The 22,990-nt window shown below is 43.7% G+C and carries 19 protein-coding genes; 4 read left to right on the forward strand and 15 right to left on the reverse strand.

Features of this window, described 5'->3' with window-relative positions:
• Positions 1-168 precede the first annotated feature (168 nt).
• The 4 genes from JMI88_RS15705 to JMI88_RS15720 form a co-directional block, all read right to left on the reverse strand.
• On the reverse strand, positions 169-483 hold the full coding sequence (locus JMI88_RS15705; RefSeq protein ID WP_201362871.1) for a hypothetical protein: 315 nt from the start codon (positions 481-483) through the stop codon (positions 169-171).
• A gap of 123 nt (positions 484-606) precedes the next feature.
• Complete coding sequence (locus tag JMI88_RS15710; protein ID WP_201362872.1) at positions 607-888, reverse strand: hypothetical protein; 282 nt, start codon at positions 886-888, stop codon at positions 607-609.
• Between the two features lie 83 nt (positions 889-971).
• Complete coding sequence (locus JMI88_RS15715; protein WP_201362873.1) at positions 972-1,199, reverse strand: hypothetical protein; 228 nt, start codon at positions 1,197-1,199, stop codon at positions 972-974.
• A gap of 347 nt (positions 1,200-1,546) precedes the next feature.
• Entirely contained in the window at positions 1,547-1,750 is a 204-nt protein-coding gene (locus tag JMI88_RS15720) for a DUF4258 domain-containing protein (RefSeq protein ID WP_201362874.1), read from the reverse strand.
• A gap of 524 nt (positions 1,751-2,274) precedes the next feature.
• On the opposite strand from JMI88_RS15720, the gene JMI88_RS15725 reads away from it, so the two are divergent.
• Complete coding sequence (locus tag JMI88_RS15725) at positions 2,275-2,613, forward strand: hypothetical protein (RefSeq protein ID WP_201362875.1); 339 nt, start codon at positions 2,275-2,277, stop codon at positions 2,611-2,613.
• A gap of 1,101 nt (positions 2,614-3,714) precedes the next feature.
• Here JMI88_RS15725 and JMI88_RS15730 read toward each other — a convergent pair.
• From JMI88_RS15730 to JMI88_RS40130, 4 genes are all read right to left on the reverse strand, one after another.
• Positions 3,715-4,263: a hypothetical protein gene (locus tag JMI88_RS15730; protein ID WP_201362876.1), complete on the reverse strand. Its 549-nt coding sequence runs from the start codon at positions 4,261-4,263 to the stop codon at positions 3,715-3,717.
• Positions 4,260-5,012 (reverse strand): ParA family protein, encoded by a 753-nt coding sequence (locus JMI88_RS15735; RefSeq protein WP_201362877.1) that lies wholly within the window; start codon positions 5,010-5,012, stop codon positions 4,260-4,262. Before JMI88_RS15735 ends, JMI88_RS15730 begins: the two co-directional genes overlap by 4 nt.
• A gap of 414 nt (positions 5,013-5,426) precedes the next feature.
• Positions 5,427-5,984, reverse strand: a complete 558-nt coding sequence (locus JMI88_RS15740; RefSeq protein WP_201362878.1) for a hypothetical protein — start codon at positions 5,982-5,984, stop codon at positions 5,427-5,429.
• The gene (locus JMI88_RS40130) at positions 5,981-9,862 is read right to left on the reverse strand and encodes a glycosyltransferase family 2 protein (RefSeq protein ID WP_201362879.1); all 3,882 of its coding nucleotides are present in this window, start codon (positions 9,860-9,862) and stop codon (positions 5,981-5,983) included. Before JMI88_RS40130 ends, JMI88_RS15740 begins: the two co-directional genes overlap by 4 nt.
• Positions 9,863-10,067: 205 nt before the next feature.
• Between JMI88_RS40130 and JMI88_RS15750 the strand changes: the two genes are divergently transcribed.
• Positions 10,068-10,676 carry a hypothetical protein gene (locus tag JMI88_RS15750; protein WP_201362880.1) on the forward strand — a complete coding sequence of 203 codons (609 nt, stop codon included), beginning with the start codon at positions 10,068-10,070 and terminating at the stop codon, positions 10,674-10,676.
• 135 nt (positions 10,677-10,811) lie between these two features.
• Here JMI88_RS15750 and JMI88_RS15755 read toward each other — a convergent pair whose 3' ends face one another.
• Genes JMI88_RS15755 through JMI88_RS15765 form a run of 3 tightly spaced genes read right to left on the reverse strand, consistent with a single transcriptional unit; the run spans position 10,812 to position 14,139 of the window.
• Positions 10,812-12,500: a helix-hairpin-helix domain-containing protein gene (locus tag JMI88_RS15755; protein WP_201362881.1), complete on the reverse strand. Its 1,689-nt coding sequence runs from the start codon at positions 12,498-12,500 to the stop codon at positions 10,812-10,814.
• The gene (locus tag JMI88_RS15760) at positions 12,497-13,369 is read right to left on the reverse strand and encodes a PP2C family serine/threonine-protein phosphatase (RefSeq protein WP_201362882.1); all 873 of its coding nucleotides are present in this window, start codon (positions 13,367-13,369) and stop codon (positions 12,497-12,499) included. Before JMI88_RS15760 ends, JMI88_RS15755 begins: the two co-directional genes overlap by 4 nt.
• 50 nt (positions 13,370-13,419) lie before the next feature.
• Positions 13,420-14,139 carry a vWA domain-containing protein gene (locus JMI88_RS15765; RefSeq protein WP_201362883.1) on the reverse strand — a complete coding sequence of 240 codons (720 nt, stop codon included), beginning with the start codon at positions 14,137-14,139 and terminating at the stop codon, positions 13,420-13,422.
• A 201-nt stretch (positions 14,140-14,340) separates the two neighbouring features.
• On the opposite strand from JMI88_RS15765, the gene JMI88_RS15770 reads away from it, so the two are divergent.
• Positions 14,341-14,577, forward strand: a complete 237-nt coding sequence (locus JMI88_RS15770) for a helix-turn-helix domain-containing protein (protein ID WP_268905998.1) — start codon at positions 14,341-14,343, stop codon at positions 14,575-14,577.
• A 269-nt stretch (positions 14,578-14,846) separates the two neighbouring features.
• Here JMI88_RS15770 and JMI88_RS15775 read toward each other — a convergent pair whose 3' ends face one another.
• The 4 genes from JMI88_RS15775 to JMI88_RS15790 form a co-directional block, all read right to left on the reverse strand.
• On the reverse strand, positions 14,847-15,473 hold the full coding sequence (locus JMI88_RS15775) for an exosortase/archaeosortase family protein (RefSeq protein ID WP_201362885.1): 627 nt from the start codon (positions 15,471-15,473) through the stop codon (positions 14,847-14,849).
• Positions 15,474-15,532: 59 nt separating this feature from the next.
• Positions 15,533-19,234, reverse strand: coding sequence for a glycosyltransferase family 2 protein (locus tag JMI88_RS15780; RefSeq protein ID WP_201362886.1), 3,702 nt, complete (start codon positions 19,232-19,234; stop codon positions 15,533-15,535).
• Positions 19,235-19,455: 221 nt separating this feature from the next.
• The gene (locus JMI88_RS15785) at positions 19,456-20,889 is read right to left on the reverse strand and encodes an IS701 family transposase (protein WP_201362887.1); all 1,434 of its coding nucleotides are present in this window, start codon (positions 20,887-20,889) and stop codon (positions 19,456-19,458) included.
• Between the two features lie 28 nt (positions 20,890-20,917).
• Positions 20,918-21,613: a hypothetical protein gene (locus JMI88_RS15790; protein ID WP_201362888.1), complete on the reverse strand. Its 696-nt coding sequence runs from the start codon at positions 21,611-21,613 to the stop codon at positions 20,918-20,920.
• Between the two features lie 238 nt (positions 21,614-21,851).
• Here JMI88_RS15790 and JMI88_RS15795 point away from each other — a divergent pair, with 238 nt between their 5' ends.
• Complete coding sequence (locus tag JMI88_RS15795; RefSeq protein ID WP_201362889.1) at positions 21,852-22,703, forward strand: hypothetical protein; 852 nt, start codon at positions 21,852-21,854, stop codon at positions 22,701-22,703.
• Positions 22,704-22,990: the final 287 nt, after the last annotated feature.

Below are 22,990 nucleotides of genomic sequence, written 5' to 3' on the forward strand. Positions count from 1 at the left end.
GCTGACCTGTCAACAAACCATACAGTGTTTCAAATACATTTAACCCTTGTTTTTCTGCTGTGTCAATAGGAATATAATTGTGCACTTTTTCGACATCCTCTTCAGGGGTAGCTCCTCTGCTGCTACTTGAGTAGTTGGAAAACCTACTTAAGTAGAGCGCTTAAGCAACTAGTAGTCCTCTTTGTACATCAGGGTGTAGGCTTGCCCATCCTCAATCACCCATACCTTCTTGCCGTTCATAGTGGTTGAGAAGAGTTGATCTTCTTCTTTAAGGGTTGGCATCACGTGGTTTTTCCAATGCACGTACTCATTCCATATCTCCATGAGTGCTGCCCGTGATACCTCGCTGTACAAGTGTGCGGTTGCCACAATCGGTTTGCCGCCAATGAGTTTTCGCCGGTGTTCGCTGAAGATTTCAACCAACACCCCATCCTCTATCGCTTCCTGCAATGTGTACTCAAAGATCACATTATGATCTGTCATATCTGTAGACTTTCTCACCTCGCTTTCTTAAAGGCAGCGGTTGACAACCGGCAGGCTGTCTGTCATTCCTTGCCTCCCCTCTCCCTGCAAGTGATAAACTCTTGCAAGGAGTCGGTAAGACACCTAGACTGGATAGTCAGGCACACCTAAGCGCTCAATGGCAGCACATTTGGGGCAGACCTTTTTTCCATCCAGGTCTTGCAAATCAGCCGGAAAGTGCGGTGTTGCACACATGGCGCAGGGTTTAACTTCTCCAACTGACACAATGTCCAAAGGCACCATCTCATGCATGACTTGATAAACCATAGCTTTGATGGCCTCAATCCGTGCTTCCGAAAGATCCTTGGCATCCACACTGAAATAGAAATTGTGCTCGCGTGGTACTTTAATGTAGTAGCGTTTCATTACCTTTTCACCTCGTCTTTCTCAGGGGTAGTTTCCCTGCTGCTGCATAATAGGTCTTCCCTACTATGCAGTGGGCAGAGAGCCTACAACAGATAGCCTTCATAGACCAGTGTCAGAATGGCAATCCAATAGCGGGTTTTGTATTTAGCCTTTTTCTTGTCGGCCTCCCCTATCGCATCATTCTTACTGACAGTCTCTAGCCTATCAATGATGGCTTGAATGGCTGGAATTATGATATCTGTTTTGATATCTTGCAATGGTTTTGCTTGTAAATTAGAGTTTTTGTAACTCTTTGTGCTTTCTTGATCCATTTTTACTTCACCTCCTCTCCTTATTTTTTGTGCTTTGTCTTCTTATGTATCTCAAGAATTGTAAAAAGAAGGCTGCAACATTTTTTTTGCAGCCTTCTTGAAGCCTGAAAGGCTAAAGTGGAAGGTGAATTTTGCAAGGCCGGAAAGCGAAAGCTTGAAGTGCATTTTAGCCTTGCAAAAGAGGGAACCTTGGTGCCCTGTCCTTGATTGGTTCACTGCTTTAGCGCAAGTCCTTAAGACTTTAACTGATCACTTACTTACGGGGGAATCGTTTCCAGACACTGGTAATAACATACTTTCCGGTTTGTTGATCAGTAAAATATTTCAGGCCGATCACATACCAATGGTTATAATTGCGTTCTTGATAACCCTGGCTGAAAATCTTCCCCGTTTTTTAGCACATCTTGTATGTCGGCCTGTGTGATGCCATAGTCTCTCATCCTCTGACGGGCAAAACGCGAGATGACGAAAGCCGGAGTTGAAGTGGAAGAAAAGATTTGCCTAAGCGCTTCTTGTAGTAAATCTCGTATGACTTTTTTGAGGCTTTTCATAAGCACATCTCCTTTCTGAAGTGTTACCGACTTTAACTGATCGTTAAAAAGTGAAACCTTCACGGTTTCCGCTGCATATGGCGTGCTTATTTTTCACCTTAAAGGCCGTAACGAAGTGAAGGAGGCCGAAAGCGATAAGCTTAGGCCTTGAAAAATATGCGAGACGCCATATGATACCTGCCCAGATCGGCACCAAGAGGAAGAACAGGAAGAGCCATTAAACCCGCAAAAGAAAAGCGGGTGGATATTGATATATGCAAAGGTCTTCTCAAATAGAAACCCTTACAACAAACAAAAAAGGGATCAAGGGGAATTTGATTTTGCAGATGTGATTTGATCAATTTCATAAAAAGCAGATTAAAGTATATGCTAATAGGTCAAAAGATTATTCTATATCACTTAGAGTAAAGGCTATGTATTGTGCATATTGTTAAAATTAAAACGGCATGAATGTAATATAAATAATATTAAGGAAACTAAAGTTGCAAATAAAGAACCAATGTTCTATACTAAGCATGCTTTTTATGTCAGATACAAATGGATTAATACAACAAATTGGAAAGCTCATTGACCAGAAACTGGAAGCAGAGCGAACACACATAGGAAAGCTCATTGACCAGAAACTCGAACCAGTGAACAAGAGATTAGATACAATCGAACAGACACAGGCACATATGTATACGGCTATGAAAGCATTGGCAACCAAACACGATGTTGAGGAAGCCGTTGATGCAGCAAAGGTAGAGTTAAAAGCAGATATTTATACCTTGGAGGCAAAAGTGATTAAGAAAATCCACAGCCATGAGCGGCGCATTACTAATCTGGAAGAGAAGACCGATACACCAAATCCTGAAAAACACTAATTACTCTTCTGGCTCACCCATGTGCTTGCTGCTCTCCCTGATAAACTCTTCATTGTCAAACCAGTATGTTTTATTTCTAAACTATCCCTTCAAACCTTACAACAAACAAAAAGGGGGTCAAGGGGGAATTTTTGTTTGCTGCCTTCCTAAAAGGCCTTATCAAGCGGTCAGGGCATGCTGATGAACGACGAAGCAAAACCTCAGGGGGAACTTGGGGGTTAGACCAATGAAAATAAATCACCACTGCCATGGGGGGTGTCGGCGGCAAAAATGCCTCGCTAATTTTGCCTTTTGATCCATTTTTAGTCCCGATAGGGACGGCCGCCGACACCCCCCATGGCACCTTCCCTGACCGCCTTTGGCCTCATTCGCTTTGTTTTTGAAAGCGACCTTTTCCCCCTTGCCTACCCTTATATGTCTATAGAAGCAGCGGTTCTATAATTAATTCTATAGTGATTTTCTCTTGTAAAGATGAGGTTAGCTGATCAATATTTACAAAATGAGGTTATTTTTTCCACGAAATACACTAACCCCCTTAGTCCCCCTTGGAGGCCTCCCTACTTCGCTGTATTCTCCCGTGTGCTTATCCGTGTTCTTGCTTTTCTTCCCGATGCAAGCATCCGAAAAAAAATTTGTTGACAAGTTCTAGTCGGGTGAGTCTCTCATGCTTTCTCTCCCATTGGAGAGTGCCATATAGTCAACTGCAAGTATCCGGTGAAGTTTCCGGGCCAGCCAGTCCGTTTATTACCCACGAAACTCTGATTTAATCAAAGAAACGGCGGTTGCTGTATCTCGTGGCGATTGGGAAAGAATACATATGATTGGGTACTGTATTGTTTGATCTGGTTGGCATGAACATAAAAAATCTTCATCTGCGTATCTTGGGTCTTTTCTATTGCTTAATATGCAGGAAGTAGGTCAATTATGATCATACGATTGGATTGCCGTCAAGGACTATTTTGCACCATGATACCGTGGTGTCAAGGTATCATAATACCATGGTTGCATGATACCTTGGTATCGTGGTATCACGGTATCATGGTATCGTGATACCAAAGAACAAAAACAGGATAAAAAAGTACACTTTGGGGTGGAATAGCGTTAGGCGTTTAATAGCTTTAGAACTTTGGCAAGGATACTTGCTTCTCCGTTTTTTTGATAATCTCTGATAATATAGTTGGTGGCAATACGAATGATCTCGTTGCCATTGGTGATAATCCCTTGCTGTCCATAGGTAAACTCTATTGTTTTTAATGCCTGTTTTTCCTCCAGCGTGAGCCGTTGCGTTGCCGGTTCTTTGCCGATCTGTTTGACAGATTTTCGCACAGACTCCAGCATCTCATTTTCTCCTTCTGGTATCACGGTATCATGGTATCGTGGTGTCATGGTATCATGGTGTCGCGATACCTTGGTATCGTGGTATCGTGGTATCACGGTACCAGAAGTTCCCTCCTTAAGAGATTGAGGAAGCGCATGATCTGTAATTGGCAATTCCGTCTCTTTCTTGAGAGCAGGGGAGACCTCTTGTTTTTCCTCATTGAGCGATGGCATGTGAACCACCGGTTGCGCCACTTCCTGCCGTCTGGGATGAAAGAAGGATGATTCTTCAAGCTCATTGGTAATTCGTGATACATCTAATTTTTTACTCATATACGAAAAAGTTCTTCAATTAATTTATTGTACGCCTGTGCTGCCGCTGATTTGGCATTAAAAGAAAAGATATCCTGCTGCTGAAAGTGAGCATCGCGAAGATCGGTATTGCGGGGGATTATAGTATTTAGCACCATGCCAGTATAGGTTTGCCTAAGGATTTGTAGCGATGTTTTACTGTTGACCGTTGGATCGCTCATGGTAAAAAGAAATCCGGCCAGCTCCAAATGGGGATTAAAAAATTCTTTGACCTCTCGAATGGTTTTACTGATTTGCACAATTGAATCCAGCTCAAAGTAACCAGGCGACACAACGACCAGTACTTTATCAGAGGCAGTAAATGAATTAATCGTCAGCCAGGAGAGGGTAGGGGGGCAATCAATAAAAATATAGTCATACTGGTTTTTTATCACATCCAGTTCTTTTTTGAGCCGTTCTTCCCGATGGTCAATGGCTGTTGTCAGCTCCACATCTGTATTGGAAAGCAGAATATGAGAAGGGACAATATCAAGGTTAGGAATTTGAGTGTGATGCACAGGCAGGGGACTGCGTTCGAGAATGGTTGCATAAATGGTTTGCTGTTTTTGTATACGGGGATAGTCAGGCAAGATGACTTTGCTGCTATTGGCCTGGGAATCAATATCAACCAGAAGCACTCGTTTGCCTTTTCGTGCTAAGCCTGCTGAAAGAGAAATGCTTGATGAGGTTTTACCTACTCCTCCTTTTTGTGATGCAATTGAGTAAATCATACGTTAAGTTAAACCTAGCAAAAACCCTATCGGGTTATTTTCCTAGCGCTTCTTAAGGGCATATTAAGAAAAGCAAATATTTGGCGATTTGTCAACTGGAAAAATATCAAGCGTTTTATAAAAGAGGGAATAAGGTATCAAAACGCGCGTCTTGAAAAAATTTGAGCCAGCTGGAAAGCATTTCCACTTCTTCGCATGAGGGAAAGAAGCTTCTGTTTTCTTGCCAAGCAACACAGAAGCGTAGCAGACCTGTGTTAGATTTAGTTAAGGATTGAGTAAGAAAATAGGAATTTTTATTAAAATTGTAGTTCTTTTCTTTTTGAGTTGATTTTGTATTAGACAAGGAGCTAACAGTGCAATAGGTAAAAATGAAAGTACCAGTTCAGGTATCTGTTGTGCACAAAGCGGAGTGGACTACTGATGCGGTTTGTTACTTTGTTTCACTTCTAATACGAAACCATAAGAGAACCACCAGAAAAGAAAGAGCCAAAGAAGTGTCACAATAATCGCCAAAAGATTATGATAAATCAGAGCATAAAGCGGATTTGCAGTCGCGAGTAACCACAAGATAAAGACCATACGGAAGATATTTATGAAATAAGTACCAATCAGAGCAAGTAGGATTGTTTCTATTTTAGATGCGATCGTAAAGTTTCCTTGCAGTCCCATAATCAAACTAATTACAACCAACAGCATACTCTGCCAACCAATACAATTCCAGGAAATTTTTGCGAGATTATGATTGATTGCAATGGTACTGTTTCCATAGACAGAGAGCTTGATGGCAAAAAGACGTAAGATATTTGCCACCATTTTAACTTCAAATGGCACCACCCATTCCTGCAAAAAATGATACAAGGGTGAATTTTCAGCAATACGAGTGCCGATCTCATTAAACGTTGTAAGGAACGGAAAAAAAGCTAAAAAAAGAGCCAGACCGGTAAAAAGATATCGTATTTGTTTTTTATTCATAGTAAAGGTTTTTTCCTGCGTCGTTTCTGCTTAAGTTGCACACAATACCGCGAGCACAACGCGTTTTCTGGCTGCAGCCGCCCTTTAGCTCGAAGTAATTCAACGATTTTTGGTAACACTAGGGCAACTGGGAGAAATAATAGTAAAGCTTCAGGAACTGAAATATCGGTCATATCAGCGCTCGGAGTCGTACAAGTTCCATTCGTACAGGTTCCATTTAATGTTTCATAATCAATATGAATTCTGCCCGATCCGCCTGTGCCACCGGTGCCTAAAGCACCGCTTCCGCCGGTGGAACCATTTCCAAAATAACCTCCTCCTCCTCCTCCTGTAGAGCTGCCCCCAGGCCCACCTGTATGCCCATAACTCGTTGCATTTCCTCCTGCTCCTCCGGTGACTCCGGTAGAACTTCCACCACTTCCGCCTGATGCAGTAATGACATTTGTACCTAAATTGAGGGTACTGCCACGAAGGTAAATAGATCCACCAGACCCTCCTCCGCCCGCGGAACCGGCTGCGCCGCCTCCGCCACCAAAGTACGTAACATTTAGTGCTGTATATCCCGAATTCCCATTGGTACCAGTGGTACCGTTATTTGCGATAGTTCCGCCGTTCATGATAATAGTTTGCGAAGCAATATATATTATTCCACCTCCATTACCGCCTGCTGCACCATTTCCACCGTTGGCACCGTTTCCACAACCGCTACCACCACAACCACCGCCGTTTCCCGCGCCACCGGCAGCACCGCCCGCGCCTCCTCCACCTGAAGAGCCCAAATACATAGTTGTCAGATTGGCAACGCCATACGTACTCCCGGCAGTTCCGGCTGATCCTGCGCTACCGGTTCCTCCTATACCACTGGTCGCATTCGCATTATCTCCGTTACCTCCTGTTGCTGAAGCGCCGGCATTACCTGCAGTCCCGACAGTGCCATAGCCGCCACCGCCGCCACCGCCGCAAGAGCCTCCGGCACCACCGCCACCCATGCCTGATGACGCGCCGGCAACACCCGGACCTCCACCAGCACCGCCTCCGCCACCATAACCTAATCCATTTCCTGAATTACCAGCTACGGCTGCTCCACCATTACCGCTCCCGCCAGCGCCGCCGGTAACAGTAGCACCGCCAGTAAATCCTGTACCGGAAATATTTATGCTGCCACCGCTATTAACCTGGACGGTACCTGTGGCTCGAAAAACTAAGATACCACCAACATGCGTTGAGGAATCATAATTGGAAACATACAATCTGCCGCTATTAATAGTCACATTCGTATAGTTTGGAACCCGCACAATCATTGATTCTTCAGTACCTGCAGTATACGTATAAGAATTGGTCAGATTCGAAGTTAAAGTAAAATATTGTGAGGCAATAGCTGATATATGATTAAATTCATATTGACCACGAATCGTGGTATTGGCAGAGAGTATTCGAACAATCATGACTTCATCACCTACGGCAAATCCGCTATTAGAACTATGATATAGCTTGGCCTGTCCAGCATTTGAGGTATTATCCACATAGACAGAAACGCAATCACCATAGGTTGATCGATTGGCTTCAATCGGTGTAGTCTCACAGTTGGTATCAGCATTTATCGTAATCGCGCCATCCGTACCATTACCTGCGTCAGGTATTGCTGCCTGTGCATGTTTAATGGTAGCAGTACCCGGAATATTATAGAGAGTTACGATCACAGCCAGAAAAGTAGCAAGAACAACTTTGCCAGTCCATCTCATACGGTTTTTTCGTGTTCTTGTTTGATATGGATTCGTAGAAAACTCTGTGGCAAAAACCGGGGCTGGCGGTCTCCATAACGGTAATTTTGTTGATTGTATTTGCATAAGTTTAGTATCCGGAATACCAAACAACCCTCTTACAAAGCGTGATATTTTGCCTGGTGCAAAACTATCAGTAATACGCCCTGTCTTAGGAGTTCTAAACCACGGGCCTTCTTCATTTTCCAAAAATCCTTTCACTGCGGCAAAAGCCTGGAAAGGAGCTATGATATATGAAAGGAAGATAAAAGATAAAAGTCCGACATAATCTTTTTCTTCACATTCTTCCATAAAGAGCCCGACCATATTCATCAGAGGCAAGGCAAAAAGATTGGTCAAAACCAAAGACCAGCCCCAGACTTCAGTCCAGAAGGGTAGAGTGACTCTGAAAATTACTTCCGCAGTGAACCAGCAAAGAGTTCCCAAAATAAAGAAAAACGCTTGCAGATAATACGGAGCCAGGTAGAGGAATTCCAGCTTCTCAGAAAGCGTCAAAGGACTTTTTATAAATATTTTGGTTGTTTGTTCATTGTTTGCGGTATTCGGAGTAGTTTCCCATCTGCCAAACATTAACCTTGTAAACATTTTTTTAACATTGTATGAGTGTCCTTCTGCCCAGCGCATTCTTTGTCTGATCAAACGTTTAATGGTTGATGCTGCTTCAGCAGGCGCTTGAATATAGGGAGTATAGATTACTTTGTATCCTCTTTCATAAAGTCTTAAAGTTATTTCAAAGTCCTCGGTAATCGAGGTCTGCCAGCCCATTTCTTTTAGGACATCAGCTCTGATCATATATACTGATCCTGAAATTTGTTTTAATCCCTGATACAGTTCTTCTCCCGATCTTTCAATGACATAAGACCCCGCATACTCGGTTCTTACCCCTCTGGTGATCCAGTTCTCTGATTTATTCAGCACATGCCACTGATATCCTTGCACAGCTGCGATATTGCTTTTACTGGCAGAGGGAGCAAGGCTCCCGCAACTGGCTTTAAAATATTTAAGAAATTGAGTGATACAGTCAGGGTAGGGAATAAAGTCGGCATCATAAACCAGAACATACTCAGTTCTTGGATCCATGATAGTAAGAGCTTTTGCCAAAGCAGCTCCTTTATATCCTTCTCTACTATCGCGGTGGGAGATCTTAACTTTAGGGTGATTCCTCCATTGCTCAATAAGCTGCACTGTTTCATCATTGGAATCATCGGCCACGATCACTTCATAATTTTCATAATTAATTGAAGTTGCTGCCAGTAAAAAGCGGTCAATAACACGTTTCTCATTGTAAGTTGCCACATGGATTGAAACAAAAGGATGGCGCTCCAACGTAATTGACGAGAGATCCGAAGACAGGCTCAAAGAGGTAAACGGAGCATTCTGATCTCTTTTCTCATCATTTCTGGAGAAGGAGAGTAAGACTGCGATAGTAAGGTAGTATTTAATCGAGTAGAGGAGAAACAAAATACCAAAGTTAAAGGCGCTAAAGGCAAAGAACATGCCCACCTTCGCCAAAAATCCCTGGACATGAAACAGGAAATCCAGAGCCAGAGAGCCGCACAGTAGATAGAGGATGGTTCCGAAAATCACCAGAGAAAATTGGCGGGAGAGGAAGAAGAATTTGTCGTATTTTTTTAATATAGCTTGCTGCTCAGGAGTATAATTGAAGGCAGGAGCAGGAGGTATAGTGTCTGTAGTGGTAACAGGTGGAACGGTAGGAGAGAGCGTGATTGAGGTTTTTTCATTAATTGTTGTTTTTGGAAGATTTCGAAATTCGGAACGATATTTCATATATAACATTAAATCCGGATAGAATGAAGATAAGTTCCGACGCTGTTTTTCTTGTGCGGATTGTTCCCATCTTTGTACTGCACTCTGCTGTAATCGACGGCGCCAAATCGTGTCTAAATGTAATCTCTGCAAGATTATAAAAGTGTCTTTATACGATAATTTTAAGTCTCCATGGGCAAGAAAATATTCATAAATATCATTGTTTGGCCAATCAGGGTGTTCATGAACGATGTCTAAAAGTTTTTGAATGTTGGGGTCTGAAAGAAGATTAGTAATGCTAATCGTTTTGAAATTTGCAGAGTCGGACATAGATGCATTATAGCAATTTAAGTGTTGCTTTCGTAGCATAATATATAAAAAATTTATAATATTAAATTAATAGGTTTTATTTATCGATAATTGCTTTTCAGCTTATTTGACTGGAAAAGATAAATTAGCTACAATAAACCATAGTTGCATGTTGAAACAACAGAGAAAAAAGCCCCCCACCACTGCCGTTGGAACAGTCAAGCCAATGACTGTACTTGAAGCAGTAGAAACCCTCAAACAACTGCAATCCATCAATCCGGCTCTGGCGCAAGCCGAGAAGATTCTTTTGCAGTGTGCTGACATAAAAGGTGCGCTTTGTACCATCATCTCGTCCCTGATCGACGAGAAGCTCTACCGTCTCTGCGACTATCCAGGGTGGTTAACGATACAGACTCATTGCGAACAGGGGATGAGGTATGTTCTCGATATCGCTTTCGATATACTTTATTGGAAGAGGCCGTCAGTAGAGGCCGTTGACAGAAATCACCTGTTTGCCGGCATGGCTCCTCGGACCATTAATTTACATTGTATTCGCAAGCATGAAGCGGATGCTCGCGACATATTTCAATTTAATTTTGTCTATGAATGTGTACCGGAGAGTGTCCGTCACGGTAAAAATGCTGTAGCAAGGGGTGATATTCTGCAGATTGCATGGGGTGATAGCAACGGAAGATTAATGGAAGAGGGTATATTTGATCTAGGAACGCCAGATACGTGGGAAGAAGGCGAAATACTCCTTGTCAACGGCCTCAAACAATGCGCAGCCATTGTGGAGACACTGTGGCACAGCATCAGGAAAACAGACAAGCTATAAATAACCTTGAGATAGTCAAAAATGAGGCAAAGTAATTACGGTACAAAACACTAACCATCCTCTCTACCAGATAAAAAAGCATTAGTAAAATTAATGAGAAAATAGGAAAAATAAAGGTGAAAAAACTTTATATGTTTAGCAAGAATTCCAGTTTCCCATGTCAATGACGCTCCAAGCACTATTGGTATATTGGAAGGTAAAGGTATGGCGGGCGGTGTTCTGCGTCACCTCAGGAGACATAACATACGCATATTGATACTGCGCACAGGCAATAAAGCGTGGCTGATCAGTCGGACCAATAAACGACCCATACGTAACACGATCAAAATGCTGAATAACATTTTTTCCACTAAAATCACTTCCATGGGTGTAATAGTAGGCGATAGCATCCTTAGCCTGAGCAAAAGAAGGATACCCTCTAGCAGGTGTTGGTGGAGCAGCACGCTTAGAAAAACCTTTTGTTGTCAGTGGTGGGGAGCTACCTATACGTTGATTACCCATGCTATAAGGTACCTGACCAGTATTGAATCTAAGAATAGTAAGCGATAAAACTGCAATGAGTAGTAAGCTGCCAAGACTTCTTAAGAGAGTACCTGATAAGGTACCTTGTTTAACCTGGGGCTTGTGTGCTGCTCCGCAGGCTTGAGAGGCTGGCAGCTGGGAGCGGTAGGACTGGTTTGGTGTGACGGGCTGCCCACGCTGGCCTGCCAACTTCTGTTGGGTCGCTGGGTGAACAGTTCTTATTCCTCTTCGTGTTGATGGTGGATTTCTCTGCTGGATTACGGTTGGAAAGGGATCAGGAATTCCAAGGCGCATGCGGGCACACCACGGACAAGTTGGTAAGTGATTACTATACCAGTGCTGCTGATTTATCCTACACTGTGTCAGCTGCTGCTCCGCTTCACTTAGGGCCTGATACCATGTCCCAGCACTCGGGCGAAGGCTCGGATTGCGTAACCCCTCCTCAAAGCAATGCTTTAGCAATACTTGCAGCTCCGGTGGAAGAGTTGTGAAAGGGAGAGCACCAAGCGGCGGAGAGATGAGCTGTGCCCCAGTAGCAGTATAGGGGCAATGCCCAGTTCGGATATTCTGCGCTGCTTCTGTTAACGAGGCACCTTTTGCTTTCCGGATGCCTGCGAAGGGGTGGTTTCCCTCCATCAGAAGCTGGAAGATTAAGATTGCCAGGCCAAATGTATCATGGCTTGCCGTTCTATCGATGCTGCCAAAGTCACACTCTTGTAGCTCTGGCGGTGTGTATTCCGGCTTGCCAACCGGACAGCGGAAGGCGCCGCTACCTATCTTCGGTACCTGCATAGAATCGCAGTCCACCAGCGTCACAAGAGCGCGGGTACTCACAAAAATGTTACTTTCATTTAAGTCACCGACCACATATCCCTTTGTATGCAGCGTTTGCAGGATGCCGGCCAGATTTCTGGCGGTTCGTAGCAGATAGCGCCACGTGAAGCCAGGCGCGATCTGCCGCCGCCTTCGCGGGTTATACAGCTGGAAAAGTGGGATACAAGAAATCGGATCGATGGAAGGCATTAGGAAACCGACACAAGTGTTTCGTGCATCAAGCACCCGATCGATAGGCCACGCCAGAGAGATATGACCATGCTGTTGCATTGAGTCAGCCGGAGGGTGGGTGAGCATGGCCAGCAGTTTTGCTCCCTTGTCAGCTGGAGGCTCTTTATAGAGCTTCACGACAAGATCCGCTGCATCAGAACACCGATAGATGGTACCCTGTCCGCCTGAAGCTACCTTCTGTTTGAGTGTAATGCGCTGGCTGTTTCGTTCCCGCCTGAGCAGAGGTGTATATGTCATAGCCAAACCCCCAGCAAAAGCGTCTTATCATCATCCGTCCGGGCACAGATCTGCTCTGACGCTAAAAAAGCAGTGAGATCCGCTTTTAATTCCTTTTCATCGACATCGCGCTGCGACGCAAACGTGAATAGTGGTGTAAAGAACGGTGCATATGGAACCTTGTGGACTAGATCAAGTACTAAAAGCTCTAAGCCATCGGTAAAGAGTGCGATTCCACGTACTCCTGTGTTGGGGATAATTTTGTACTGTGCTCGTTTCAGATACGTTGGCTCGGTGATAAAACTCGTTTGGTTGATGTATTCGCCATGATCCGGCCAGGTTACCGCCTGCAAGGAGTAATCAGGGTATTGAACCACGATTGCTCCATCTCCAACCTGTGTTACCGCGAGCCACTGGGCAGTAATAATGGCAAGCTGCAGGGTCGTTGCAAACTGATAAAGCCATGCTGAGCTCGCATTGGCTGTGTCTTCTGCCAGAGCCTCCTCTGTTTCTTGTAAGCTGCTCTGTGCGGCGGCAGAGATCGTACAGCCTGCCATCACTCTTGCCTGCACTTCTACTGCTACCCGAACCGCCTTAAGCACGTTTTGCAGCAGGGTGTGCCACTGTTGCTCATTTGTGGGTATCCCTTGTTGGTTTAAGGCGACGCTTGCAGCCTGCACAGCGGCTTGGACTGCGCATGTCGCCCCTTCTGCCGCACACGTTGCCGAGCCTGCCCCATCAGCAGTGGCCAAAAGCAGTGTGCCATCTGGCTGCAGCTTAAAAGCATGCTGATCCTCACAGTACCGGCCTTGACGTTGGTGGCGCGTTCCGCTGACTGAGGCGCCTAGGATCCGCCAACCTGATGAAGCGGTGAGGTTTGAATTGACCATCAGCTTCTCCTCATGAGACAGTCTGCCCCCAGTTGTGGCTGGGGGAGAAGCTACAACTGTCCCCACCCACCGATGTCAGCTAACGCTATTTGATCCGCAACTTGCCCACAGGACACCCTTGCCTGGCTGTCGGAGAGCCATTGGAACATGGGACTAAACGATCCCAAGCCTTTTAACATGACCGGCTTGCGCACTGCGATATGAGAGAGAATCTCCATATTTGCAACTGGCGGCACTCCGACTGCAAAAAACGCTATCCCCTTGGCCGCGTCATTGTCCTCGGCATGGATGCGTTTGGCCGCACTCTCCCAGGCATCTGTGGGCTCACCATCAGTGATCAAAAAGACCCAGGGCCGATAGTATAAGCGTCCACACTGCACGTATTGGTTCTTCCGCTCTCGCAAAAGATCAAGCGCCTGATGGATGCCTTTTCCCATGGGTGTATCGCCATCGGCTGTAAGGTACGGCGGCTGAAATTCGCTGGCTTCGACAAAAAACTCATTGGGCATACCAGAGGCTGGTACCAGTTCTGCCTCGCCATGGTGAAACGAGGTGACCTTTACTCCTCCGTTACCAAAGGTTACCAGGGCTATTTCTACTCGGCTTGCTACCAGGTTATCGGTACGAATATCCGCTTGAAAGGTGTGTAAGCCTTCGTTTAAGGCAGCAATCGGTGCTCCATTCATAGACCAAGAGGTATCCACCAGCAGCACACAAGGGCAGCGTGGCTCCGCATTTTCTATTAGTCGCACATCATCAAGACGGTTCATATTCTCCTCCTCGTTGAAAAGTACATGAAAACCAGAACGGAAAACTTATAAGAAAGCTATGTAGAGATATAGTTTGTACACCTATACTTACACAGAGTATAGGACGAGATGTATATCTTGTCAAGTATTCTGTATAGCTTAAGATAGATAAAATATACCTCTACTTGACAAAAGGGCGAGGGGTCGCTATGCTCTTGTCTTATGATACGCATTTATTTAAGCAGGCTCTTAGGTGAGCGCAAAATGAAAATGGCGGAACTTTCGCGCAAGACGGGGATTAGTAAAAATGCGCTGTCGCTTCTCTACTACGAGAAGACGGATAGCATCCGTTTTGAAACGCTTGCGAAACTCTGCGATGCTCTCAACTGCCAGGTGAGTGATCTGTTAGAATACATACCTGAAGACAAGCAAGAATCACCCGAACCGCCAACAAAATAGCAGAGATTCAAATGGACTGGAGATGGTTTGAAACAGCCTCGGCAACGAAAGACATCTTGCGCTATTAAATGGTGCCTTTCATCCATCACCCGTTGTGGCGTACACCCTCCGTCTTTTCCGTCTCCACCATTGGACAAAATAAGGCATAAGAAGGGCTACCGGCAGGAAAAAAATGATATTTTCAATCACCGAAAGCGCCGGGATACTGATATTGGTATCATAGTTATTCGCCGTAGAGCCAAACTAAATAATCTCAGAGTCCCCAAAGCCTAATTATTTTTTTGTTTTTCCTCCAAAACAAATTTATAGGAGAACCACCAATAGAAACTAAGCCAGATCAAAGTGAAGATATTAGAAAAATAATCATGAAAAATGGTTCCGAAAGTTCTGCCGGTCCAGATATATACCAGGATGATAAGCATTAGACGTAAACAATTGATAAGATAAGTTCCCATGATGCCGATTCCCAGCGTTATCATTTTTGAAAGAAAAGTATGATTCCCGGAAAGACCGGAGAATAAGGTTATAAATAATAAAATAAAAGTCTGCCAGCCCACACAATTCCAGGCTAAATAAATTACTTCATTACCACCCTGGGAGGTCTGCCATTGAATAAAGGTAGAGCCAATTTGGAGAGAGCAGCCAAATAAAGATAAAAGGAGACTAATAAGATGAAGTTCATAGGGCACAATCACAGCTTGAATACTGCGGTACCAACCCATGCTCATCACAATACGGGTAAAAAATTCCTGTGACGTAATCCAAAAGGGAAGTATAAGCAGGATAATCACAGCAACGAAAAACAGATTCCTAAAAGTTTTCGTTGAACTTTTGGAATAGTTCATCGTCCATTGCTTTAAATTGTTTTGAGTATTCTTTTTTTGTTCGTTTAGCATACTTTTATTATCATCGCTACTTTTGCACAGAAAAACACCAATTAATGACTTTAATTGTTTTATGGATCATTTTTATTGAAATGCTGTTTTAGTTTTTTTCTTTGTGGTTTGCGTTTAAAATCTGCAGGAGCATATTGTTTAATCTCAAGCAAGGTAAGTGGAGACAAAGCTTCTGCTACTTTTCTTTTTTGCCAAAGCTCCATGATCTTGGGTAAGAAAAAAATCAAGGGAATAAAAAATAACAGGTTTTCCGGAGTTTGCATGCTTGAAATATCGATAAGTAGCCATGAACCATAAATAGATGTATTTCCAGTATTATTAGAAGGATTAAGTGGAAAACCCATATTAGCACAGTTCTGTAACGCGCTACAATTGACAGTCCAGTTCATAGTAGTTGAACTAGAGCTGCCTGCTTTCTCCGAGGAATAAAACCAGGTATTGCCATTCATTCGTAAAGTTTGTCCTGCGCCAGGTGTAGCTGACATGGCGTAGATTATGGCGATTCCATCAATAACCAACTGAGTTGTATTACTGGAAATGGAAAGAGAAGGATTAGCAGTTGTAATATTGCTGGTGCCTGTGGATGTCCCAATCGGTGTTGACTGATCTACATTGTAATAGGTTGATGATCCCCACCAAAGTTGTGTTTGTTGTGTCATAGTAACATTGATTGTATTATTTCCAGAAACAGGATTTGTCAGATACCACATTTCAAATTCTGACGTACCAGCAGCAAGATTGGTTGCGGCATAATAAATGCTGCCTATTCGTGATAAAGCTGTCCCGTTATATAAAATGCTGGAAACCTGTCCAAGAGTACCAATACTAACATTGGTACTAAAGACCCCTACCAGTAATAATCTGTTATTTTGTGAACCAGTGGTATGGTTCCAGGTTCTATTGGTTCCTGTTACTCCAAAGCCAGGATTGGGCAAGGTATAATCGTGCGTAACCGTGGCTAAATATGTATTACTTTTAATTTGAGTATCCAGAGTTTTAGCTGAAGCCGGCATAGTCAGATTGCCGCTTTGCAGCAAAGTAGTACTGGTATTGTTGGTTGAAAGTTCGGATGATGAGATACCTGAAGTATCATTCACATTATATAGTTGGGTATAAGCTGTTCCGGCATCAGATTTTTCATTTGAGGCATAAGAATAAGCAAAAGTAGCGCCTTTCCAATTGTTGGGATCATAAAGTACAGGATAATTTTGGGACGCGTAAGTAGTATTGGCTAACGATAAATTGGTATTAACGATAATCGGTGCCAGCTGTATACTTGTAGCTCCGGAAGAAGAATTAGTATAAAGTACTATTTTGGCATTGGCGATATACCCTGTAGCACTGGTATTCGATGAACGTATTCTTACTTCATATTGGTCAGCGTTTGATTTATCCCAGTTTGTATCAGATGAAATAGCAGCTGATCTGATTCTTGTCCAGGAAGTACTATTGGTACTAATCGAGCTAGCGCTAAGAGGAGCGCTATTGGAGACATTATAAAGTTCGGCAGTAACATTTCCTGGACTGCTGGCTTTAAGGGTCGCTTCAAAGTAAGCAGTGGGACTGGGATTAAATTTCGAATCTGTATATTTATATAATTTGGGACTTGTAAGCACAGTGTTACTGGTTTGCGTGGTATTTTCATTATTTCCAATTTCAATCTGGGTTTCTGTATTTAAAATGGCGTAATCTGTCTGGACGATAAGTAATCTGGCAGCGTTAATAGATCCGCAGTTAGCAGCCGTACTGGCGCAGCTTAATCTAACTGTGTAATTAGTAGTACTGGCTAAATTAGGTAAAGCTCCTAAAGTCAAAGCTGAAGACCGAACCAGCGTATACGATGTATTAACCGTCGTATTAACACTGGCTGAAGTAATGGCGGTTCCATCCTCAGAGTAAAGCGCCGCTGTAACAGCATTACTATTAGAAGCAGCCATAATAACCGCTTCAAAGTAAAAAGTCGGTGTCATATATCCTGAATAATGGGAAGAATCAAAATATATCATACCCAAAGAATTATCAGTAGGCGAGACTGTCGTATTCTGCGCAGCATAATTTTGATCTATGATATTAAGCTGCTGTTCAATCTTAGGATTGACTACCGCATGCGCATTTGGGACAGGCACAAATAGCACAAAGTAATTTAATATAATACTCATAACCAGAAAGGTTACTAATAAACTTATTCCTCTCCATTTTTTCCGCCGGAATTCTGTGTAAGGAGCTTTTAAATACGGATCTGTTTGGAACATAACATTTGCTGCATGCATAAACGCTAATTGATTACGCTGATTCTGAGAAATACCGATACTGGGAAACCGAAACATTTCTTTAATAAATTTATAGAATTTGGCTTGCGTAAAACTGTCAGTAATGCGTCCGGTCTTGGGAGTTCTAAACCAGGGGCCTTCTTCCTTCTCTAAAAAGCCTTTGACCGCAGCAAAAGCCTGGAAAGGAGCGACAATATATGAGAGAAAGATAAAAGAAATCAGTCCCAGATAATCTTTTTCTTCACATTCTTCCATAAACAGTCCCACCATATTCATGAGAGGCAAAGCAAACAAATTGGTAAAGACCAAAGACCAACCCCACATTTCAGTCCAGAAAGGCAGACTTACTTTGAAAATTACTTCAGACATAAACCAGCAGAACATCCCGACAAGAAAGAAAAACGCCTGCAGATAGTAAGGAGCTAGGTAGATGAATTCGAGTTTCTCAGATAGCGTTAAATTTGGAGATGATAAAAGTTTGGAGAACATCTTTTTGACATTGAAAGAATGTCCCTCTGCCCAGCGCATACGTTGCCGGATTAGTCGCTTGATGGTCGCTGCTGCTTCTGCTGGTGCTTGAATATATGGAGTATAGAGAACCTTATAACCCTGCTCGTAGAGCTTGAGGGTCAATTCAAAATCCTCTGTGAGTGAGGTTCCCCAACCAAACTGTTTTAAAATAGCAGCGCGGATCATATATACTGAGCCTGAGATTTGTTTCAGCCCTTGGTACAGTTCTTCTCCTGAGCGCTCAATGACATAAGATCCTGCATATTCGGCTCTGATCCCCCTGGTGATCCAGTTCTCAGATTTATTCAGCACATGCCACTGGTATCCTTGCACAGCAGCAATTGGGTTATTACTGGCAGAAGGTGTCAGACTCCCGCAACTCGCTTTAAAATATTTAAGAAATTGAATGATACAGTCAGGATAGGGAATAAAATCGGCATCATACACAATGACATATTCGGTTCTTGGATCCATGATATTTAGCGCTTGCCCAAGTGCTCCGCCTTTAAAACCTTCTCTATTATTGCGGTGGGAAATTTTGACTCTGGGGTGATTTCCCCATTGCTCTAAAAGTTGTACCGTTTCATCGGTGGAATCATCAGCGATGATTATTTCGAAGTTGTCATACTCAATTGAGGTTGCCGCCAGCAAAAAGCGGTCAATGACGCGTTTCTCATTATAGGCTGCCACATGAATCGAGACAAACGGATGCCTTTCCAAAGTAATTGCTGATAAATCAGATGAAAGACTCAAGGAATTAAACGGAGCATTTTGTTTTTTAACTTCAGCGGCTCTGGAGAAGGAAAGTAAAACAGCGATAGTAAGGTAGTATTTAATAGAGTAGATAAGAAACAAAATACCAAAGTTAAAGGCGCTAAAGGCAAAGAACATGCCGATCCTGGCAAAGAATCCTTGAACTTTGAAGAGAAAATCCAGGCCAAGAGAACCGCATAACAAGTACAGAATGGCACCAAAGATCACTAGAGAGAACCTACTGGAAAGGAAAAAGAACCGATCGTACTGTCTAATTGTTTCCCGTTGAGCGGGAGTATAGTTGAATTGGGGTACGGATATTTGTTGCTGTGGTAATTTCTGGGAAGGAATATACCCAGTTTGATTATAAACTGGTTTTTTCTGTTCTTTATCGGTACTTTGTTGACAAGGGTCAGGAAGAGTTGTAGAGAGCGATAGCCTGACCCTGTTCAAGTTGACGAAGAAGGCTCTGGAGAGCAGGAGGAGGGGGCAGTGACGACCAGCCGTTCCAGTAACGCCGCAACATGATCCAGGGTTCCAACCATGCCCGTACCGCTCGCAGTGCCATAGGCCAGGACACCTGCGGCCTCATGCTTGTGCGCTTGCTGATTTTTTTTCCCCATTTGCCCTCGCTCTGGAGGAACATCCCTCTCAGAGGAGAGATCCGGCTCCGCTGGCGTGAGCAGCTGGTCTGCCGGGCTGGGAACGCAGGGGTGGCTGGCGTGATACCAGCAGAACGAGAAGGCACAGCACACCAGTTGCCAATGTCGTTGGATGGCTTGATCGCTGCGCACCTGGTACTGAGACCAGCCGAGGGCGTGTTTGACGTGTTTGTAGCTTTGCTCGACCCACATGCGCAGCCCATACAGGCGGAGCACCTCTTCCAGGCTGGCGGGCGAGAACGGCATCTCCCTTCCCGGGCGTTCAGTTGGGGCGGGCAGATTGGTGACCAGGTACCAGGTGGAGAGGTCGGGGAGCGTCTTGGGATCGGTGCTCGCCACAATGGCACGCTCTTTCTTGTCAGGGCCATAAGGTCCAGAGACAATCTCCACAGCCCACCACTCCTGCGTACTCCCATCGCGAAAGCGTCTGACGATGCGCACCCACTTCCCCGGTTGCTCAGGGCTTACCCAACCGGCCTCCTGCGCCACGTCCTGCAGCGTCCCTGCCACCTCCTCAGGATGGTACCACGCATGGGAGGGTTTAAGCGCCATGACATACGGCACATTCAACTCGCGCAGCCCGCGTTTCAAGCCGCGATCCTCCCCGTAGAAGTTGTCCGCCACCACCGCACGAAAAAGAATGCCCTCCTGCGTGGCTTGCTTTACCTGTTCGAAGGCGATCTTCAGCTTGGTGCGAAACACCGGATCGTTCTTGCCTTTGGCAAAGCAACCCTCCGGCGTGTATGGCTCCACCTCCAACGGGTAATAGACTCGTTCGTCGGCCCACAGGCTGGTCACGGAAACGACCCCATTCTCGATCTTGCCTCTATTTCCCAGATACTGACGCGCCACATGTGCCGTTTTGTCACCGTCCTTCCGATCACCAGTCTCATCGATGACCAACACTCCCTGCGCATTGGGCGCTGTTGCGGGATCTTCGCGCAGCAGCTTGAGCCGCACCCCCTGCACCTGGCGCGCATCCCAATCCGCTTCGGAGAGAAACCATTGCAACTTTTGGGCACGCGGCAACTGCGCTCCGACCAGTGGCTCGGTGTTCACCAACCCGGTCAGCGTCTTGTTGCGCTCCGAGGGCAACAGCAAGCCTTCCAGATACTGCCGAAACCCTTCCCGCTGGTTGCTCTTTCCAAACAGCTCATCAAAGTGTCTGGCGTAGGTTTCCAGTGGCTCGGGCGCCGTCGGGATAGCTCGTCGTTTTGTCATCTCACATGCCTCCTCTCCCCGCATTTTATCACTCTTGGCCCACTGTCAACAAACTACCGTTATATTGAAAATCACTTTGATAGAACTTATGAAAATTTTTTCGAGCTTTTAAATAAAGTAAGAAATCAGGAAAGGCATTTGCAAGAAATTGTCTCCTAGACTCGTTGGATGTCTCCCATTCATCGATATTTGATAATCGCAATTGTCGCTGCTTGGGGGTGGCCATGTTAAGACGCGCCAGGATCAAAGAAGCTTGCTCATAAGCATGGGTAAGAGTTGCAGTATATCTTCTTGTATTAAGGCTTATCCAGGATACCAGTTCATAAACCTTCCAATCGGGATGTAATTCTGCTGTCGCAAGAAGTTTCTGGACATATTTATTAGAGAGAAGAGTAGTCAGATCAGCAGTACTATAATCGGTAAAATCAGAAATAGGCTCCTGTTTAATGTTTTCATGTTCATCTGTTTCAGGGAGATGAAGCCTTCTCTGACTGGGAGTTGCCAAATTTAACCTTTGAAGAATAACAGAAACTTCTTTATAACTAAAATTTCTTTGTCTTTGGTATCTTCTGCCATGCATTTTATATTTAAAAGAATAATGCGCTGCTACTTCAGAAACAGTCCAGTCAGGATGCTTTAGCGCAAGATGGATTAACCGTTTGACAGAACGATCTAATAGGAGAACTTTAAAGTCTACGGAGGAATAATCTATAGGATTGCCCATACAAACGTATTTATTATATCGGAATAACTCTACAAAATCGAGGTCATTAACAGGTTTTTGTTTTATTATGCCAGATAAGTTTCAATAGAGAGCGGAAAGGATCGTGGTAATTTTCCATTTTATACATAATATATTTATACGTTTTAAATAGGGAGGCTTCCGCTATGGAAAACAAAACAGCTAAAATATGGATATCTATATACTAGCGATTGGTAAAAAACCAAGCGAGGAATGATACATGTATCGATTGAAGTTATCACTCGATTTCTTGAAAAAGCATAAATATTATGCATATACGCTGTTAATATTAGTTATCATTGTAATTCATGGAAGATTCGATAGCTTATTTAAGATAGATACTCTCACTCTTTTTTTGCTTGTACTGCTTTTTATTCTTCCTTACCTTCCTTTAATAAAAACGTGGAAATTTAAATATGGAGAATTTGAAGCAGAGGTTACTACTGAAGAAATTAATGAGATTAAAAGGAAAGTTAATGACATCCCTCAAAAAGCAGAGAAGACAGAGAATGAAGATATAATAAATTTGAAAGATTTTGCGGAGTCAGACCCGCAACTTGCGCTTGCCAAGATGAGAATAGAGCTAGAGAAACAACTTAGATTACTTTTTAATATTTATATGCCTGAAAGTATACAACACAAAAGAAACAGAAGTCTTAGTTTTATTGTGGACAGCCTGACAAAGGACGGCATAATTGAAAAACCGCTGGCATCTGCTTTGAAGGATATCATTGGCGTTGCTAATAGAACCATACATGGAGAAGAAATTTCAACTGAAAACGTATTAAAACTTATTGATCCATATAATACAGCTTTAGGTGAATTAGAATTTGCTGTTATTGAACATGCGCTGAAAACAGTGAAAAAAGAAACTATAGATCAGTCCATAGTTGGAGATTATGCTGAGGCAGAGTATTTATTAACGACAATCACTCCGTCTGTGTCTAATTCTCAAAAAAGTACTTATAAGATGAACCAGGCAGAAATAGATGCCTTTTTGGAAGGCTATAACGAATATGCGGAATTTATTATTGAACTAAGTAAAATCGAGCAAAATAATAAACAAGTGTGAGTTATTCTGCTCCAAACGCAACACTTTGAGTATTCCTGGTTAATATTGTTGCATTAACATAAGCTTTTCTTCCTCGTAACTCCTGATGATCAGCTGGTCATATTTGTTTGCTCCCCACCTGCTGATACAGATTTATATATAAAGGTTTTTGTAAATATTTGCAATCTTATATGAATTTACCGTCATAGAAAGCTTAGATGGCAATTATTTTCCATTGAGGAAATAAGGCTATAAATATTGTTCACATAAATATATCTGATTATATTTTATTATATGGTAATGTAAAT

This window comes from Dictyobacter formicarum, assembly GCF_016587435.1.

Excerpts from the sequence above, each read along its gene's own strand:
- JMI88_RS15705 (WP_201362871.1), bottom strand. The coding sequence starts at position 483 with ATGACAGATCATAATGTGATCTTTGAGTACACATTGCAGGAAGCGATA.
- JMI88_RS15710 (WP_201362872.1), bottom strand. The coding sequence starts at position 888 with ATGAAACGCTACTACATTAAAGTACCACGCGAGCACAATTTCTATTTC.
- JMI88_RS15715 (WP_201362873.1), bottom strand. The coding sequence starts at position 1,199 with ATGGATCAAGAAAGCACAAAGAGTTACAAAAACTCTAATTTACAAGCA.
- JMI88_RS15720 (WP_201362874.1), bottom strand. The coding sequence starts at position 1,750 with ATGAAAAGCCTCAAAAAAGTCATACGAGATTTACTACAAGAAGCGCTT.
- JMI88_RS15725 (WP_201362875.1), top strand. The coding sequence starts at position 2,275 with ATGTCAGATACAAATGGATTAATACAACAAATTGGAAAGCTCATTGAC.
- JMI88_RS15730 (WP_201362876.1), bottom strand. The coding sequence starts at position 4,263 with ATGAGTAAAAAATTAGATGTATCACGAATTACCAATGAGCTTGAAGAA.
- JMI88_RS15735 (WP_201362877.1), bottom strand. The coding sequence starts at position 5,012 with ATGATTTACTCAATTGCATCACAAAAAGGAGGAGTAGGTAAAACCTCA.
- JMI88_RS15740 (WP_201362878.1), bottom strand. The coding sequence starts at position 5,984 with ATGAATAAAAAACAAATACGATATCTTTTTACCGGTCTGGCTCTTTTT.
- JMI88_RS40130 (WP_201362879.1), bottom strand. The coding sequence starts at position 9,862 with ATGTCCGACTCTGCAAATTTCAAAACGATTAGCATTACTAATCTTCTT.
- JMI88_RS15750 (WP_201362880.1), top strand. The coding sequence starts at position 10,068 with ATGACTGTACTTGAAGCAGTAGAAACCCTCAAACAACTGCAATCCATC.
- JMI88_RS15755 (WP_201362881.1), bottom strand. The coding sequence starts at position 12,500 with ATGACATATACACCTCTGCTCAGGCGGGAACGAAACAGCCAGCGCATT.
- JMI88_RS15760 (WP_201362882.1), bottom strand. The coding sequence starts at position 13,369 with ATGGTCAATTCAAACCTCACCGCTTCATCAGGTTGGCGGATCCTAGGC.
- JMI88_RS15765 (WP_201362883.1), bottom strand. The coding sequence starts at position 14,139 with ATGAACCGTCTTGATGATGTGCGACTAATAGAAAATGCGGAGCCACGC.
- JMI88_RS15770 (WP_268905998.1), top strand. The coding sequence starts at position 14,341 with ATGATACGCATTTATTTAAGCAGGCTCTTAGGTGAGCGCAAAATGAAA.
- JMI88_RS15775 (WP_201362885.1), bottom strand. The coding sequence starts at position 15,473 with ATGCTAAACGAACAAAAAAAGAATACTCAAAACAATTTAAAGCAATGG.
- JMI88_RS15785 (WP_201362887.1), bottom strand. The coding sequence starts at position 20,889 with ATGACAAAACGACGAGCTATCCCGACGGCGCCCGAGCCACTGGAAACC.
- JMI88_RS15790 (WP_201362888.1), bottom strand. The coding sequence starts at position 21,613 with ATGGGCAATCCTATAGATTATTCCTCCGTAGACTTTAAAGTTCTCCTA.
- JMI88_RS15795 (WP_201362889.1), top strand. The coding sequence starts at position 21,852 with ATGTATCGATTGAAGTTATCACTCGATTTCTTGAAAAAGCATAAATAT.